Source organism: Streptomyces sp. NPDC052396 (assembly GCF_044593195.1).
Lineage (GTDB): Bacteria > Actinomycetota > Actinomycetes > Streptomycetales > Streptomycetaceae > Streptomyces.
This window is the reverse complement of record NZ_JBIUAW010000001.1, coordinates 66,616-82,416: the sequence shown is the minus strand read 5'-3', so window position 1 is coordinate 82,416 and position 15,801 is coordinate 66,616. Positions and strand designations below refer to the sequence as shown.

At 74.0% G+C, this 15,801-nt stretch carries 14 protein-coding genes and 2 tRNA genes; 12 read left to right on the top strand and 4 right to left on the bottom strand.

From position 1 onward, the window contains the following. Positions 1-26: 26 nt before the first annotated feature. Positions 27-431 (bottom strand): hypothetical protein, encoded by a 405-nt coding sequence (locus ACIHFE_RS00460; protein WP_400103028.1) that lies wholly within the window; start codon positions 429-431, stop codon positions 27-29. 223 nt (positions 432-654) lie between these two features. Between ACIHFE_RS00460 and ACIHFE_RS00455 the strand changes: the two genes are divergently transcribed. After that, positions 655-2,055, top strand: coding sequence for a tetratricopeptide repeat protein (locus ACIHFE_RS00455; protein ID WP_400103026.1), 1,401 nt, complete (start codon positions 655-657; stop codon positions 2,053-2,055). Between the two features lie 112 nt (positions 2,056-2,167). Here the strand turns inward: ACIHFE_RS00455 and ACIHFE_RS00450 are convergent, their stop codons facing one another. Further along, positions 2,168-2,770: a histidine phosphatase family protein gene (locus ACIHFE_RS00450; protein ID WP_400103024.1), complete on the bottom strand. Its 603-nt coding sequence runs from the start codon at positions 2,768-2,770 to the stop codon at positions 2,168-2,170. Positions 2,771-3,062: 292 nt separating this feature from the next. Here ACIHFE_RS00450 and ACIHFE_RS00445 point away from each other — a divergent pair, with 292 nt between their 5' ends. The 7 genes from ACIHFE_RS00445 to ACIHFE_RS00415 all read left to right on the top strand — a co-directional run bounded on the left by ACIHFE_RS00445 (position 3,063) and on the right by ACIHFE_RS00415 (position 9,413). After that, on the top strand, positions 3,063-4,034 hold the full coding sequence (locus tag ACIHFE_RS00445) for a phosphatase PAP2 family protein (RefSeq protein ID WP_400103022.1): 972 nt from the start codon (positions 3,063-3,065) through the stop codon (positions 4,032-4,034). Further along, entirely contained in the window at positions 3,925-5,109 is a 1,185-nt protein-coding gene (locus ACIHFE_RS00440; RefSeq protein ID WP_400104373.1) for a hypothetical protein, read from the top strand. The genes ACIHFE_RS00445 and ACIHFE_RS00440 overlap by 110 nt, the downstream gene beginning before the upstream one ends. Continuing rightward, entirely contained in the window at positions 5,100-6,647 is a 1,548-nt protein-coding gene (locus tag ACIHFE_RS00435; RefSeq protein WP_400103020.1) for a hypothetical protein, read from the top strand. The genes ACIHFE_RS00440 and ACIHFE_RS00435 overlap by 10 nt, the downstream gene beginning before the upstream one ends. After that, entirely contained in the window at positions 6,644-7,999 is a 1,356-nt protein-coding gene (locus ACIHFE_RS00430) for an AAA domain-containing protein (RefSeq protein WP_400103018.1), read from the top strand. Before ACIHFE_RS00435 ends, ACIHFE_RS00430 begins: the two co-directional genes overlap by 4 nt. A gap of 143 nt (positions 8,000-8,142) precedes the next feature. Then, positions 8,143-8,508, top strand: a complete 366-nt coding sequence (locus ACIHFE_RS00425) for a hypothetical protein (protein WP_400103016.1) — start codon at positions 8,143-8,145, stop codon at positions 8,506-8,508. 181 nt (positions 8,509-8,689) lie between these two features. Next, on the top strand, positions 8,690-9,283 hold the full coding sequence (locus tag ACIHFE_RS00420; RefSeq protein ID WP_400103014.1) for a bifunctional DNA primase/polymerase: 594 nt from the start codon (positions 8,690-8,692) through the stop codon (positions 9,281-9,283). 56 nt (positions 9,284-9,339) lie between these two features. After that, positions 9,340-9,413: transfer RNA gene (locus ACIHFE_RS00415), tRNA-Lys, on the top strand. A 76-nt stretch (positions 9,414-9,489) separates the two neighbouring features. Here the strand turns inward: ACIHFE_RS00415 and ACIHFE_RS00410 are convergent. Next, on the bottom strand, positions 9,490-10,728 hold the full coding sequence (locus tag ACIHFE_RS00410) for a M6 family metalloprotease domain-containing protein (RefSeq protein WP_400103012.1): 1,239 nt from the start codon (positions 10,726-10,728) through the stop codon (positions 9,490-9,492). A 395-nt stretch (positions 10,729-11,123) separates the two neighbouring features. On the opposite strand from ACIHFE_RS00410, the gene ACIHFE_RS00405 reads away from it, so the two are divergent. Further along, positions 11,124-12,869, top strand: coding sequence for a putative bifunctional diguanylate cyclase/phosphodiesterase (locus ACIHFE_RS00405; protein WP_400103010.1), 1,746 nt, complete (start codon positions 11,124-11,126; stop codon positions 12,867-12,869). Positions 12,870-12,964: 95 nt separating this feature from the next. On the opposite strand, the gene ACIHFE_RS00400 is transcribed toward ACIHFE_RS00405, so the two are convergent. Further along, positions 12,965-14,089, bottom strand: coding sequence for an LLM class flavin-dependent oxidoreductase (locus ACIHFE_RS00400; RefSeq protein WP_400103008.1), 1,125 nt, complete (start codon positions 14,087-14,089; stop codon positions 12,965-12,967). A gap of 194 nt (positions 14,090-14,283) precedes the next feature. Here ACIHFE_RS00400 and ACIHFE_RS00395 point away from each other — a divergent pair, with 194 nt between their 5' ends. The 3 genes from ACIHFE_RS00395 (at position 14,284) to ACIHFE_RS00385 (ending at position 15,747) form a co-directional block, all read left to right on the top strand. Continuing rightward, complete coding sequence (locus tag ACIHFE_RS00395) at positions 14,284-15,042, top strand: IclR family transcriptional regulator (protein ID WP_400103006.1); 759 nt, start codon at positions 14,284-14,286, stop codon at positions 15,040-15,042. A gap of 54 nt (positions 15,043-15,096) precedes the next feature. Further along, positions 15,097-15,170: transfer RNA gene (locus ACIHFE_RS00390), tRNA-Lys, on the top strand. Between the two features lie 139 nt (positions 15,171-15,309). Then, positions 15,310-15,747: a hypothetical protein gene (locus tag ACIHFE_RS00385; RefSeq protein WP_400103004.1), complete on the top strand. Its 438-nt coding sequence runs from the start codon at positions 15,310-15,312 to the stop codon at positions 15,745-15,747. Positions 15,748-15,801 lie beyond the last annotated feature (54 nt).

Sequence of the window (15,801 nt, the reverse complement as noted above, 5' to 3'; positions counted from 1 at the left end):
TATCGCCCGGCCATGGCGCCGGTGGTTCAGCGGCAGCGGTCGACGGCCTCGATGGTGCGCGCCGCCTCGCCCAGCGCGGCCCGCAGCACCACCGGGTCGGTGGCGGCGGAGAAGGCGGCGTCCGGCGCCACCAGCCAGCCCGTCCCGGAGACCGGGGGCTCCGCGCGCCCGGCGCGGGAGGCCCGCCCATAGGTCTGGGTGCAGGCGCTGCCCGGCACATCCCAGCCGGCGGCGGTGCCGGGCGGCACCAGGAAGCCGAGGGTGTGGCAGTCCCCGTCGTGCAGCACGGGACCCACCACGGCGCCGCCGTCGCGCAGCCGCAGGATGTCGACCGCCTCCAGCCCCTGCCGGGCGGGCACGGTCACCAGGTCACAGGGCGCGTACTCGTCCTCCGCCAAGGGAAGCCCCTCCTCCGCAACTTCTCGCTGCAACTGCGCTTGCGTGGTTCAACTGCCCTGGCCCGTCAACGGCTACGGGCATGGACCGCCGCAAAGGATGGCAGTTCATGGCGGATGGCGAGTGGGATATCCGTTTTGTAGCCAAACCGGGCGGAGCGGGGCCACCGGAACCGGTACGGTCGTCTCCGCCGCACGGCAGCACCGGTGTTCGCACCGGCGGCATCCGCCAGGACCGAAGCAGGAGAGGCGTCCGGCCATGGCCCCGTTTCCGGCGTCGCCGGCCCCGGTACCCAACACGGCCTTCCGCGCCCTGCGCGGGCAGCGTTCACCTGGGGAGTTCGCGGCGGCCGTACGGCGCGCGGCCCGGGAGATCGGGGAACAGGTCGCCTGCGACGCGCGGTACATCGGCCGGGTCGAGTCGGGCGAGATCCGCTGCCCCAACTACGCCTACGAACGCGTCTTCCGGCATATGTTCCCCGGCCGCGAGCCGGCCGAAATGGGGTTCCTGCCACGGGAGACGGTGCGTGGCCGAGGGGCGCGCAACAGGAGGAACGCGCTGCCACCGCGCACCGAGAGCCCTGTGGACGGTCATGCGCCTGATCCCGGGTACCAGGAAGTCAACAGGGACCGTCCCGGCGGCGAGGAGAGCGAAGTGTTGCGTCGCGCGTTTATGACCGGCGGTACCGCCGCCATGGCCGCCGCCTCCCTGGGCGGCATACCGGGCATGCCGGCCATCCCGGCCCCCCGTCGCGCCGGTGACAGCGAGGCCCGGGCGGTGGAGGAGGCGGTGCGGCAGATCCGGCTGCTGGACGACCGGCACGGGGCGGACGCCCTCTACCGGCGGGCCGCCCGGCCGCTGCGGGCGGCCCATGAACTGCTGGACGCCGCGACCCGCCGGCAGGAGGTGGCCGACCGGCTGCACATCGGGGCCGGTGAACTGGCCATCTCGGTGGGGTGGTTGGCGCATGACTCGGGCCGGCTGGCGGATGCCCGCTCGCACTACGCGGAGGCGCTGGCCACCGCGCGGGTCATCGGGGACGCCGGGCTGGAGGCGCACGCCTTCTGCAACACCGCCTTCCTCGCCCGGGACGCCGGACGGCCGCGCGAGGCGCTGCGCGCCGCCCAGGCCGCCCAGCAGGCGGCGCGCGGGCTGGGGTCCGCGCGGCTGCTGTCCCTGGTGGCGCTGCGGGAGGCCGGGGGCTGGGCCGGGCTGGGGGACCGTACGGCCTGCGAGGGGGCGCTGTCCCGGGCCCGGACGCTCTTCGAGCGCGGCGCCGGGGACGCGGACCCGGAGTGGATGACCTTCTTCGGCGAGGCGGAGCTGGAGGGGCTGGAGGCGCAGTGCCGGTCGGCGCTCGGCGAGTGGGGGCGGGCGGCGGGCCACGCGCGGCGGGCGGTGGCCCTGCAGGACCCGCATTTCGCGCGCAATATCGCCCTCTACACCGCGCAGCACGCGGGCGATCTGGCCCGGGCGGGCGAGCCGGAGGCGGCCGCGGCCGCGGGTGAACGGGGTCTGGACCTGCTGGCCGGCGTCCGGTCCGCCCGGATCCGGGCGATGCTGGCCGATACGGCCCGGAGCTTGCGGCGGCATCGGCGCAATGGGCGGGTCTCGGACTTCCTGGACCGCCAGGGCGTTGGGGGCGGGGTGCGCGCCTGAGGCGCCGGGGGCCGGGCCGTTGCCATTCGGGTGCGGGCCGTCTCCGGCTGGTCGCGCCCGCGCGGCGGAGCCGCATGACGCAACCGCCCCGCGCCCCTGACGGGGCGCGCCCCTACCCGAAGTGCCCGGTGTCGTTCCAGCGCTCGATGGCGGGGGCGTCGTAGGCCCAGCCCAGGATGGACAGGGAAGTCGGGTCCAGGCGGATGCGGGCCGCGAAGGAGGCGTCCAGGCCCAGCCAGCGGGCACCGATGGTGCGCAGGATGTGGCCGTGCGCGAAGACCAGCACATCGCGGTCGGCCGAGCGCGCCCAGGCGATCACCTCGTCGGCCCGCGCGGAGAGCTCGGCCAGCGTCTCGCCCTCCGGGACGCCGTCGCGCCAGATCAGCCAGTCCGGGCGGTCGGCCTTGATCTCGGCCGGGGTCAGCCCCTCATAAGCGCCGTAGTCCCACTCCAGCAGTGCGTCCCAGGTGCTCGCCCGGCCGCCGAAACCGGCCAGCTCACAGGTCTCGGCCGCACGCCGCAGCGGGCTGGTGCGCACCTCCACGTCCGGCAGGCCGTCCCAGGGCGCCCGGTGCAGCCGCTCGCCCAGCAGCTTGGCGCCGCGCCGCCCCTCGTCCAGCAGGGGGATGTCGGTACGGCCGGTGTGCCGGCCGGAGCGTGACCACTCGGTCTGCCCATGCCGGGCCAGCAGGATGCGGGGTGCCGCGGACGCCATCGGAGAGTGCCCCCTCGAGCTTGGTGATGGGTGCTTCGGACAGACCGCACAAATGCCATGAACTGCGGCATTCGGCACTGGTCCGACCAGCCTCTATCATCACTCACTTGCGCTGTGCACAACCTCGGGGGCCAGTACTGGCGTCTTAAGCCCATGCCCCTCGGAGGAGCCCCAACGGCGGGCGAACTCGGCGTTTCCGGGAAGTCGCGGGGCGGTGTGCGACCGATGTGGCGTACACCGTACGGTTGCTTGCGCGCTAGTTGGCCGCCTGAACACATGGAGAGCGTTTCGGATGTACCGCACCGCACCACTCGGGAAGCGGCCGCGCTGGTGGACCGAACTGCCCCTGATAGCCGTCGTGTACGCCATGTACTCGGCCGGCCGGCTCCTGGCCCGGGGGGATGTGCAGTCGGCGGTCGGCCACGGTCTGTCGATCCTCGATCTTGAGAAAACGTTTCGAATAAACCTGGAGCACCCACTCAACCGGTTGTTCACCAACAACCCGGTGCTGGGTGTGCCGGCCGACTTCGCCTATGCCTCGCTGCACTATGTCGTCACCCCGGCCGTGCTGATCTGGCTCTTCCGCCGGCACTCCGAGCACTACCGCAAGCTGCGCACCTGGCTGCTGATCTCCACCATGATCGGGCTGATCGGCTTCACCCTGCTGCCCACCTGCCCGCCCCGGCTGCTCGACCCCAGCCATGGGTTCGTGGACACCATGCGGCACTACTCCTCGTACGGCTGGTGGGGCGGCGACGCCAGCGCCCCCCGCGGGATGGGCTCACTGACCAACCAGTACGCGGCCATGCCCAGCCTGCACGTCGGCTGGGCGCTGTGGTCCGGGCTGGCACTGTGGAAGTACAGCAGCCGCACCTGGGTCAGAGTGGCCGGCGTCGCCTACCCACTGGCCATCGCCCTGGTGGTGATGGGCACCGCCAACCACTACTTCCTGGACGCGGTCGCCGGAGTGGGCGTGATGGGCCTGGGCTATCTGCTGGCCGCCCCCGCGCTGCGGTTCACCGGTGCGCTGCGCTCCCGCTTCGGCAAGGACGGGACCGGCCAATCCGCCGAGACGGCCCCGGCTGTCGGTGGCGAATGCGAGACTTCGGCACGTAGTGCACGTACGGCACAGCCGGAGACCCTTCGCGAGGCGGATCCCAGTGACCCCATCCCTCGACAGCTCCCCCGCCAGGCCGTCCGGGGCGAGGCCGCCGACGGCAGCCCCGACGGCCGCCCCGACGGAGCTGCGACAGCGGCTCGCTGAGCTGCGCGGCGCCGCCGTGCCCCCGCGCCCGCTGGACGCCCGGGCACTGGCCGCACTGGCCGCCAACCCCGGCTGCCGGCGCCGGGCGCTGCTGGACGGCGCCGGAGTGGACAAGGGAGCGCTCGCCCGGACCTTGGGCGCCCCGGCCGCCTTCGGCCGCTCCCAGTTTGCCTTCGTCCGCGGCCATGCCTTCGAGGCCCGGGTCAAGGCGGACGGCGGCGCCGAGCTGGTCCGGCTGCTGAGCGAGCGGCTGGGCCACGCCCCGCCCGGACCGGACGAGGTGGACACCCCGGAGCTGACCGCCGCCGGCCCCGAGGGCCGTACCGCGCGCACCGCCCTGGCCCTGCGGCAGGCCACGGAGGCCGGCCGCTGGGCGCTGCTGGACCACCCCCTGCTGGCGCTGGCCATCGCCGGCACCCCGGCCTATCTGGAGCCGGACGCCGTGGTGGTCGCCCCCGACGGCGGCTGGACGGTGGTGGAGATCAAGTCCTTCGCCATGATCGACGGCGCCGCGGACGCCGCCAAGGTGGGCGCCGCCGCCCGCCAGGCCGCGGTCTACGCCCTGGCCCTGGAGAGCGTGGCGGACCGGCCGGCGGCCGGCCGGGTGAGCGAACAGGCCCTGCTGGTCTGCCCCCGGGACTTCTCCAACCTGCCCACCGCCGCCCTGGTCGACCTGCGCAAACCGCTGGCCACCACCCGGCGCCAGCTCTCCCGGCTGGTCCGGGTGGAGGAGATCGCCGCCGGCCTGCCGGACGGCACCTGCTTCGACCCCGGCCGACCGGCCGCCGAGCTGGCCACCGCCGTGGAGTCGGTGCCGGCCGCCTACGCCCCCGACTGCCTGGCCGCCTGTGAGCTGGCCTTCCACTGCCGGACCCGGGCCCGGCGGGCCGGGCTGGTGGAGCAGCTGGGCCGCTCGGTACGGGCCGAGCTGGGCGGGCTGACCACGGTGGAGTCGGTGCTGGCCGCCGCCGGGGGCACCGAGGGCGACCCGGCGGACCCGGCGGTGGCCGCCCTGCGCCGGGCCGCCGCGCTGCGCGCCGAGGCGCTGGGCCAGGAGGCCATGGCATGTCGCTGATCACCACCCTGGCCCGGTTCGAGGCGGTACGGGACGGCCGGGCCCGGCCCGCCGCCACGGTCCGTCACCGGCACCTGGCCGAACGGCCGTTGGTGCTGGTCCCGCTGACCACCGCGGGCGAGACGGGCGCCCCGCTGGGCGCGCTGGTGGGCACCGACCGGGCCGCGCCCCGGCTGCTGACGGTCTGCCAGCCGCGCAACCGCGACCAGCGCTCCGCCTTCCTGGCCGAGCTGGCCGAGGAGGTGCTGCCCCATATGGAGAGCTTCGCGGACCGGGTGACCAACGAGGAACGCACCGAGACCGACCCGGCCACCGGGCGGCGCGTCCCGGTCACAGCGGAGCTCTGCACCGACGCCCCGCAGCTGCTGGTGCCCAGCGCGGCGGGCGTGGAGTACGTACGGCTGCTGGGCCGCTCGACCCGCTTCCGGCGCACCGCCGAGCAGGACCCGGCGGCCGCGCACCCGGCCCCGCCCCGGGTGCCGATGCTGGGCCGCTGGCTGACCCACTTCGCCGAGCGCGCCCAGGTGCCCGGGTCCTCGCTGCTGCTGTCCATGACCGGGCTGCTCACCCGGCACTGGGCCACCGGCCAGAGCCCGCTGGAGGACCAGCACCTGGGTGCGCTGCTGGCCTGGATCGATCCGCCGGACGGGCTGACCGGCGCCGAGGCCGCGCTGGCGGCGGAGCTGGCCCGGGACGCCGAGGGGCTGCTGTGCCATCCGCCCGCCGGCCCCGCCACCGACCCGGCCTTCGACAACAAGCGCCTGGCGCCCGCGCTGGCCCGCTACGACCGGGCCCGGACGCTGGGCCGGGGCCTGGCGCGGGCCGAGGCGGAGCTGGCGGAACTGCTGGCGTCCCAGCTGCGCCCCGCCTGGGATGCCGTCTGGCACGGCCTGGATCTGCTGCGCGCCCTGCCGGAAGGGGCCCATGTGGCCGAGCGCTGGAAGCGGGACCGTTGGTCCTACACCGGCCAGCGGGACCGGATCCGGGCCGGGGAGCCCCCGCAGCCCCGGCGGGACGACGCGGTGACCGCCGCCCGCAAGCTGGCCGCCCGGGAGACCGCGCAGGCCCGGCTGGAGGCCCAGGAGGCGCTGGACGATCCGCTGGTGATGGCCGGGCGGCGGCTGGCCGGCGAGGCGTTCGCCGGGGAGGTCACCGAGGTGGTGATGGAGTACACCGAGGCCAGGGTGGCCCGGCCGCGCCCGCTGGTGACGGTGCGCACCGAGGACGCCCCGCAGCCGGCCGAGGGGGCCAGGCTGTACCGGATGCTGGACGGCGGCCGGACCCAGACCGGCGAGTTCACGGCGGCCGGGCCGGGGGTGCTGACCGTCCGGCTGACCGGGGGCATGGGACGCGGCCGGGAGCCGGAGCCGGGTTCGGTGCCGGAGCCCGGGGACCGGGTGTGCTGGACCCTCTTCGAGCACGCGCCCCGGGGCGGCCCCCGGCTGCCCGAGCCCGAGCAGACCCCCTGGACCCACGGCGGCCCGCCGGGCACCATGACCGACGAGCCCGACCCGGTGACCGCGGAGGACTACCTGTGACCACCGTGCCCCTGGCGCGCACCGGCGGCTTCGACCCGGCCGCGGCGGCCTCCGCCGCCACCGAGGCCATCCTGCGCGACACCCTCGATCCCCGGCACCGCGGTGTGGTGGTGGACTCCCCGCCCGGGGCCGGGAAGTCCACGCTGGTGGTCAGGGCCGCGCTGGAGCTGGCCCGGGCGGGCCGGCGGCTGATGATCGTCGCCCAGACCAACGCCCAGGTGGACGACCTGGTGCTGCGGCTGGCCGAGCAGGACGACCGGCTGCCGGTGGGCCGGCTGCACAGCAGCGAGCCGCGCCCCTACGACCCGGCGCTGGACGCGCTGGAGTCGGTGGTGACCTCGGCCAAGGCCACCGAGCTGGCCGACCTGGAGGTGGTGGTCTCCACGGCGGCGAAGTGGGCGCACACCAAGGTGGCAGAGCCCTGGGGCCAGGCGATCGTGGACGAGGCGTACCAGATGCGCTCGGACGCGCTGCTGGCGGTGGCCGGGCTGTTCGAACGGGCGCTGTTCGTGGGCGATCCCGGCCAGCTGGACCCCTTCAGCGTGGTGGGCGCCGAGCAGTGGGCGGGGCTGTCCTACGACCCCTCGGCCAGCGCGGTGTCCACCCTGCTGGCCCACAACCCGCGGCTTCCGCAGCACCGGCTGCCGGTCTCCTGGCGGCTGCCCGCCTCGGCGGCGCCGCTGGTCTCGGACGCCTTCTACCCCTACACCCGGTTCCGCAGCGGCACCGGACCGGGCGAGCGGCGGCTGGCCTTCGGGGTGCGCTCGGACGGCTCCGGCCCGGACCGGGTGCTGGACGAGGCGGCCGAGTCCGGCTGGGGGCTGCTGGAGCTGCCCGCCCGCCATACGCCGCGCACCGACCCGGAGGCGGTGGGCGCGGTGGCCCTGGTGGTACGCCGGCTGCTGGACCGGGGCGGCGCGGTGACCAGCGAACGCTCCCCCGGCCCGGTGCCGCTGACCGCCGGCCGGATAGCGGTGGGCACCGCCCACCGCGACCAGGCGGCGGCCGTCCGGGAGGCGCTGCACGGGCTGGGGGTGACGGGCGTCACGGTGGACACCGCCAACCGGCTGCAGGGCCGGGAGTTCGAGGTGACGGTGGTGCTGCACCCGCTCTCCGGCCGCTCCGACGCCACCGCCTTCCACCTGGAGACCGGCCGGCTGTGTGTGCTGGCCTCCCGGCACCGGCACGCCTGTGTGGTGGTCTGCCGCGCGGGCGTGGACCGGCTGCTGGACGAACACCCCTCGACGGAGCCGGTGCGGCTGGGGGTGGCGGTGAAGTTCCCGGATGGCTGGGAGGCACACCACGCGGTGCTGGCACATCTGGCGGAGCACCGGGTGCGCTGGCGCCCGTGACCGGGCGCGGGCCGTGACCGGGTGCGGGCCGTGACCGGGTGCGGGCCGTGACCGGGTGCGGGCCGTCCCGGTCCCGAACGGGCCCGGCGCCCTTGCATGGGGCGCGACAATGGATGGCGGCTGACGATCCTGGAGGTAAGTACATGTGCGAGCCGAAGCAGGCTCCCGGCGCGGGTGACGGTGGCAACCGCCGGCTGAGGCCCGCCCCGCTGCTCTTCGAGCCACCCGAGTCCGTGGCCGAGGCCGAGCACTTCTTCGACCTCGAGTCGATCGAGGACCCCCGCGAGCTGCTGGCGCGCTCCACCGAGCTGGCGCTGGCGTTCCGTGCCGCGGCGGACCGGGCGACCGAGTACCAGGCGGTGGCCGCCGCACAGCTGGCCGATCCCCGGCGCTTCGACCGGCTGCCCACCTCTGTGATCGCGGAGCGCGCCGAGTGGAGCGAGGACTACGCGAAGAAGATGGTCGAGTTCGGCCGTGACCTGATGCGCGGCAGCAGGACGCCGGACTGAGCGGACCCTGCGGACTGAGCGGACTCAGCAGACCGGAAGGTTCGTCCCCGGCACGGCTCATGGCCCGGAACCATGAGCCGTTGGCATATGCGGCGCGTAATTTAGCGCACCCCGCTCCACCGTGTCCCGAGTTCCGGCAACAAGGGCGAACACCCCGGCCGTCCCCGCCGACCATGGACTCATGGACACCAGGCCGCGCACCGCCCACCCCGCACCCCCTGTCGCCGCCCGCGTCAACTCCGCCGGCGCCGGCTGGCTGGCCTCGGCCAGCCCGTTCCCGCGCAGCGTGCTTGCCCTGTGGGCGGACAACCCCGGCGCCACCATGGTGCTGCCCTGCGGCCGGGCCTTCGATGTGATCGCGCTGCCGGCCCTGTTCGGGCGCCGGGTGCTGGACCGGCTGTGGTCGGCCGGCCCCGGTTCCGGCCCGGTCGCCGCCCAGCAGAGCCGGCTGCTGCTGTTCACCGCCCCCGGCACGGCCCAGCGGCTGCCCGCCCTGCTGGGCTGGGAGGAGTGGGGCGGCCGGGAACGGCCCGGGGTGCCGCCGCTGCTCTGCCATGGCACCGGCGACGCGGTGACCGTCCCCCCGCTCTGGCCGCCGGACGAGACCGAGCCCACCCCGCCCAGCACCCGCTGGCTGGTCGCCCCCGAGGAGCGCCACCCCTGGCTGCCCGGCCCGGAGACCCTGCTGTGGGCCTGTGTGCGCACCGCGCGCACCGCCCGCACCGAGGGCCGTGGCACGCCCGTGACCAGCGCACCCACCATTCCCCGGGGCTGAAACATACGGATTTTTATTCCACCGGAAGAGGGTGCTAGAGTCTTCCACGTCAGCAGGCGCCGCTAGCTCAGTTGGTTAGAGCAGCTGACTCTTAATCAGCGGGTCCGGGGTTCGAGTCCCTGGCGGCGCACAGACAGCAAGAGGCTCCTCACTTCGGTGAGGGGCCTCTTGTGTTATCCGCCCGACCCCCTCAGTCCCCCAGTCCGTCAGTCCCGGTTGACCCGCACCGTCCAGGTCCCGCCCGGCGCCCGCCCGGTGACCGTCACCCGTACCCCGTCCACCGGGCTGGACAGCGTCTCCCCCACCCCCAGCGGGGCGTCCGCCAGCGGCGGGTAGACCGCCTGGCCCGCGCAGGCCCGGCGGCCGGGATGGCCGTTGAGCACCTGGATCGGCCCGGAGCCGGAGGGCGTATCGCTGCGCACCCGGTAGACCAGCACCCCTTCCGCGCAGGTGGTGGTGTCATTGCCGGCGGCGGTACGCGCCTCCATGACCAGGGCGGCGGTGGGGCCGGTGCGCACCGCCACCAGCCGGGTGCGGTCATCGCCGCCCGGCCGCATGGGTGTCTCCAGCGGTTCGATGTCATGCACGCTCTCGCCGCGTCCGGTGACACAGGCCACCTGGCGCTGGCCGATCCAGCCGAGCTTCCACTTGTGCCAGGCGAAGGGGTCGGAGGCCAGCCCGAACTGGCTGCCCATGAGGTCCCAGTCGCCGACATGGGTGTCCCAGTCGCCCTTGCCCTCGATGGGCCGGTGGTAGAGGTCCGGCAGGTCCAGGACATGGCCGGTCTCATGGGCGAGCACATTGCGGTCCGGCGGGTGGTGCTCGAAGACGGTGACCACCCGGCGCAGTTCGGTGCCGTCCACCCGCAACGGCCGGTCCAGGTTGACCACCTTGGTGGCGTCGGAGTCCACACCCGGGGCGTCCGGGTCGGCGACCAGGTAGACCAGCCCGTAGTCGGCGAAGCCCACCACGCCGCGGACGGCGGCGATGGCGTCCCGCAGATAGGCCGAGCGCAGCTCGCCGTCCCAGTCTCGCTGTATGTGGTACGCGGTGGACGGCCGGGGCATCCGGAACCACCGGTTCACCGGGTGCGGACGCACCGAGAACCGGCCGTAGGAGGCCCGTTCGAAGAACCGGGAGGTGGCCGGGAAGTGGTCGGCCGCCAGTTGGGCGGGGGTGGTGACGGGCCGTGAGTCCGGGAAGGACAGGAAGACCATCAGGGCGTCCAGCCGTCCGTCGGGGCGTGGATAGGCCGGGTTCCAGCTGTCCAGGCCCTCGGAGTGGTGGGCCTGGGTGCGGGGCAGTGCGCAGGGGCCGCCCGGCCCGATGGCCCGCGCCGGGCCCGCCACCACGGTCGCGGCGATGGCGCTGAGGGCGGTGAGCACGGCGCCGACGCGGCGCAGCAGGGGCCGGTCCACTCCCAGGGGTGTCGGCGGACGCACCACATCGACCTCCGGGGACGGATTGGGGACGCCTCACCCACCCTCGGGTGGTTTGTGGTGTTATGCCCTGTTCCGGTCCGCCAGTCGAGTGATGGGGCCGACTTCTGGGTACATCACACTCAGTCACGGATGGTCAATCGACAAGCCGCGGCCATACAGCCTCAGACGGGAGTGCGCATGGCCGTGCAGGGACGCACAGAAACGGTCAGACCCGGGACGGCGGCTCCACCGGGGCGGCCAAGCCGCTGGAACGGTCACCGCGCGAGCTCTATGATCGCCACATTTGCAGCACGGAATCCCCCCTACAGGCGGCCAAATACGGCCATTTCGACCACGCGTATGACAACCGTGAACGCCGCACTCACCAGTGCGGACCGAATGCCACGCGGGAGCGAGCGGTGAGCGGAACCCTCGACGGCCAGGGCGGCGCACCGGCGTCGGCCGTCACACAACGTGACGTCAACTCGAATGATTTCCGCGCCGCCTTCCAGGCCGCGCCCCTCGGGATGGCCCTCGTCGGCCGGGACGGCCGGGTACGCATCGCCAATGACGCGCTGGGCGCGCTGCTGGACACCGAGCCGGCCCGGCTGGCGGGCTGTCCGGTGGACGGGTTCACCGGGCTGCGCGAGGACCCGCGCACCTGGCAGACCTGCCAGGAGGTGCTGCTGGGGCACCGGGAGCGGCTCGGCTGCACCCGGCGGCTGCGCCGGCCCGGCGGCCGGGTGGTCTGGGCGGAGGTGATCCTCTCCGCGCTGCCGGACAGCTGTGATGTCCTGCTGTCGGTGGCCGACATCACCGAGCGGCGCGATCTGCGGGCCCGGCTGCGGCACTTGAGGATGCATGACGCGGTGACCCGGCTGCCCAACCGCAGCCTGTTCTTCGAGCGGCTGGCCGCGGCGCTGACCGCGGCGGCCATGAACCGGCGCGGCAGCGGCCGGATCGGCCTGTGCTATCTGGACCTGGACGGCTTCAAGGCGGTCAATGACACCCTGGGGCACCAGGCCGGCGACCGGCTGCTGAGCGCGGTGGCCCGCCGGCTGACCGAGTGCGCCGCACCCGGCGGGCACCTGGTGGCCCGGCTGGGCGGCGATGAATTCGCCCTGCTGGTCGAGGAGTCCACCGGCACCGAACAGCTGGTGCGGCTGGCCACCGCCGTCCAGGCCGCCCTGCAGCGGCCGTTCGAGGTGGCCGGGCAGCGGCTGTCGGTGTCGGCCAGCATCGGCGTGGTGGAACGCCCGGCCGCGGGCACCCATGCCACCGAGCTGATGCAGGCCGCGGACACCACGCTCTACTGGGCCAAGGCGGACGGCAAGGCCCGCTGGGCCCTCTTCGACCCGGAGCGCAACGCCCACCGGATCACCCGCCAGGCACTCTCCAGCACCCTGCGCCCGGCGGTCGAACGGGGCGAATTCACCTTGCAGTACCAGCCGTTGGTGGGGCTGGGCGACGGTGTGGTACGGGGCGTGGAGGCGCTGGTGCGCTGGCGGCACCCGCGGTTCGGGACGCTGGCGCCCAACCGCTTCATCGGGCTGGCGGAGGAGACCGGGGCCATTGTGCCCCTCGGCCGCTGGGTCCTCCGCACCGCCTGCCACCAGGCCCGCCGCTGGCAACTGGCCCGGCCGGCCCGGCCATTGGTGGTCTCGGTGAATGTCGCCGTGCGGCAGGTCTGGGACTCCGACCTGGTCGCCGATGTGGCCGCCATCCTGGCCGAGACCGGACTGCCGCCCCGGCTGCTCCAGTTGGAGCTCACCGAGTCGGCGGTGATGGGCTCCTCCGGCCGTCCGCTGCAACAGCTGCGTGCCCTCAGCGACATGGGGGTGGCCATCGCCATCGACGACTTCGGCACCGGCTACTCCAACCTCGCCTACCTCAGCCGGCTGCCGGTCTCCACGCTCAAGCTGGACGGGTCCTTTATGCATGGCTTCCGCGCCGGCGAAGACCCCAACCCGGCGGACGAGACCATCGTGGAGGCACTGGTCCAGCTCGCCCACCGGCTGGGGCTGACGGTGACCGCCGAATGCGTGGAGAGCGCCGAACAGGCGGAGCGGCTGGGGCGGATCGGGTGCGACACCGGGCAGGGCTGGTTCTACTCCCGCCCGGTACCGGCCGACCGCATCTCGGCGCTGGTGGGGGGCGCCCCGTAAGGGCGCGGGGCCGCTGCGCTCATGCGGCTCCGCCGCGTGGGCGCGACCAGCCCACGACGGCCCGCGGCCAAGCGGCAGCTCAGCCCCGTGGCAGCTCAGCCCCGCGGCAACCCATACGCGTCCGCCACCAGGTCATAACTCCGCAACCGCGCCTCCGCCCCATGCACATTGGCGGTGAGCATCAACTCATCCGCCCCGGTCCGGGCGACCAGCGCGTCCAGCCCGGCCCGTACTTCGTCCTTGGTACCGAAGACCACATTGCGCAGCCGGTCCTGGATGAACTCCTGCTCCACCGGCGTCAGCCGGTGCTCCTCGGCCTCCTCCGGCGTGGGCACCAGTCCCGGCCGCCCCATGCGCAGCCGCAGCATCGCCAGCGAGCCGGTGAGCACCTGCCGGCGCGCCTGCTCCGCGCTGTCCGCGGCCACCACCTGCACGCCGATCTTGGCGTAGGGGCGGTCCAGCACCGCCGACGGCCGGAAGGACTCCCGGTACAGCTCCAGCGCCGGGACGGTGTTGGCCGCCGAGAAGTGGTGGGCGAAGGAGAACGGCAGTCCCAGCGCCCCGGCCAGCCGGGCGCTGAAGCCCGAGGAGCCCAGCAGCCAGACCGAGGGCCGGTCGGCCCGCTGCACCCCACCGGCCACCCGGCCCTGCACCGGGCCGGGCACGGCGTGGATGCCGGCACAGGGATGGCCCTCGGGGAAGTCGTCGTCCAGGAAGCGGATCAGCTCGGCCAGTTGCCGGGGGAAGTCATCGGCCCCTTCGGCGGACTCGCCGCGGCGCAGCGCCGCGGCCGTCGCGCCGTCGGTGCCCGGCGCGCGCCCCAGGCCCAGGTCCACCCGCCCCGGCGCCAGCGCTTCCAGGGTGCCGAACTGCTCGGCGATCACCAGCGGGGCGTGATTGGGCAGCATCACCCCGCCCGAGCCCAGCCGGATCCGGTCGGTGTGCGCGGCCAGGTGCGCCAGGATCACCGCCGGGGACGAACTGGCGATGCCCGGCATCGAGTGGTGCTCGGCCACCCAGAAGCGGTGGTAGCCACGCCGCTCGGTGAGCCGCGCCAGGTCCACGGTGGAGCGCAGCGCGTCCCGCGCGGTCCGCCCGCTGCCCACCGGCGCCAGGTCCAGTACCGACAGCGGTACCGGGGCGCTTCCCCTGGGGGTTGCCCGGATGCTCTCGTCCTGCGCTGTGGTCACCGTCGGCCTGCCTCTCTCGCGCTCGCGCATCTGCCGGGACGACAACCGGAGAGCTTCTCCGGTTTATTCCCGGCCCCGTTCCCGTATTGGCATATGCCGAGATCGTTGAAGTCCGGACAACAGGCGCCCCCGGTCGCGATTCTGCTCAATACCCGCTGCCAGCAGGCAACTTGGCCCCCTATGGTGGGAGCGGGAGACCCATCGCAAACCGCAAGGGGGACACCGTGGCACTCAAGCCCGAGCCGACCGCACCGCTGCGCTCGGTGCGGCACGCCCTGCGGGTACTGGAATCGGTGGCCCGGCACTCCGGCGGCGTGGCCGAACCCCAGCTGGCCCGGGAGACCGGGCTGCCCACCGGGCAGCTCTCCCGGCTGCTGCTGATGCTCCAGGACGAGGACTACCTCCGGCCCACCCCGGACGGCGGCTATGTACTCGGCGACTCCCTGGTCCTGCTGGGTTCCGGCGCCGGCCGCGAGCAGGCCCTGCGGCAGAAGCTGCAACGCTCGCTGTCCGCGCTGCGCGACACGGTGGGCGCCGCCGTCTACCTCAGCGGCTATGTCGACGGCGAGATCAGGATCACCCACTACGCGGACGGGCCGGGCACCCCGGCGGTCCATGAGTGGGTGGACTTCCGCAGCGCCGGACACGCCCTGGCGGTGGGCAAGTGCCTGCTCACCCAGCTCGACCACGACGAGCGGCGCGATCATCTGTCCCGGCACCGCACCGCCCGGTTCACCTCCCGCACCATCACCAGCGAGAAGGCCCTGCTGCGCAGACTGGAGTCGCAGCCCGCCACCGTCCCGGTGCTGGACCTGCAGGAGTACGCGCTGGGCACGGTCTGCGCCGCGGTGCCCATCACCGCCGGATCGGCGGTGGGCTCGCTGGCCCTCTCGCTCCCGCTGACCGACGCCCACCGGCTGCGCGAGGCCGCCGACACCCTCAACCGGCACGCGGCCCCGATGCTGCTCTCACTGGTCCTGTGACGGAGGTGGTCGGAAGCACCCTCCGGGACCAGGTAGTATTTACCTCGTCAGCAGGCGCCGCTAGCTCAGTTGGTTAGAGCAGCTGACTCTTAATCAGCGGGTCCGGGGTTCGAGTCCCTGGCGGCGCACAGACGGCAAAAGGCCTCTCACCACCGGTGAGGGGCCTTTTGTGTACCCGCCGCCACCGCCGGCCATGACTTATGTCATCGCCAATCCGGTGATCGCCGAATCTGCCGCCCCCGCGCGCCCCCGGACAGACTTCTGGTCATGGACACCGCGACCACCACCGCCCCCGCGACCACCACCCCCGCCGCCCCGGCCGCCGGCATCAAGCCGCTCCCGGTCTGGTTCTTTGTCTTCGAGGGAGCCATGTCCGCCTCCTTCGATCTGTTCAAGGCGAACCCCCACGCCCTGCTGGTGCTGGTCGCACTGGGCATCGCCAACCTGATCGCCTCGCTGACCGTGCTGCGCCCCCGGCTGCGCATGATGAAGGGGCTGCTGAAGAACAAGGACACCCGCAAGGTGGCCCTCGGCCTGATCGCCCTGCGGTTCGCCGTCCACCTGGTGATGGGCGCCATCGGGTACCAGGCCACCTCGGCCGCCGCGCACTACGCCTTCGCCGCCCTGATGACGGCGACCACCGTCACCCTGCTGTGGTTCTCCCAGCGCACCGCCCTGCGCGCGGTGGCCGCCGCCCGGGCCTGAGCGGCCGGCGCGGCCCGGCCCGGCCCGTAGCATGGAGGCCGCCCGCCCGGCCGC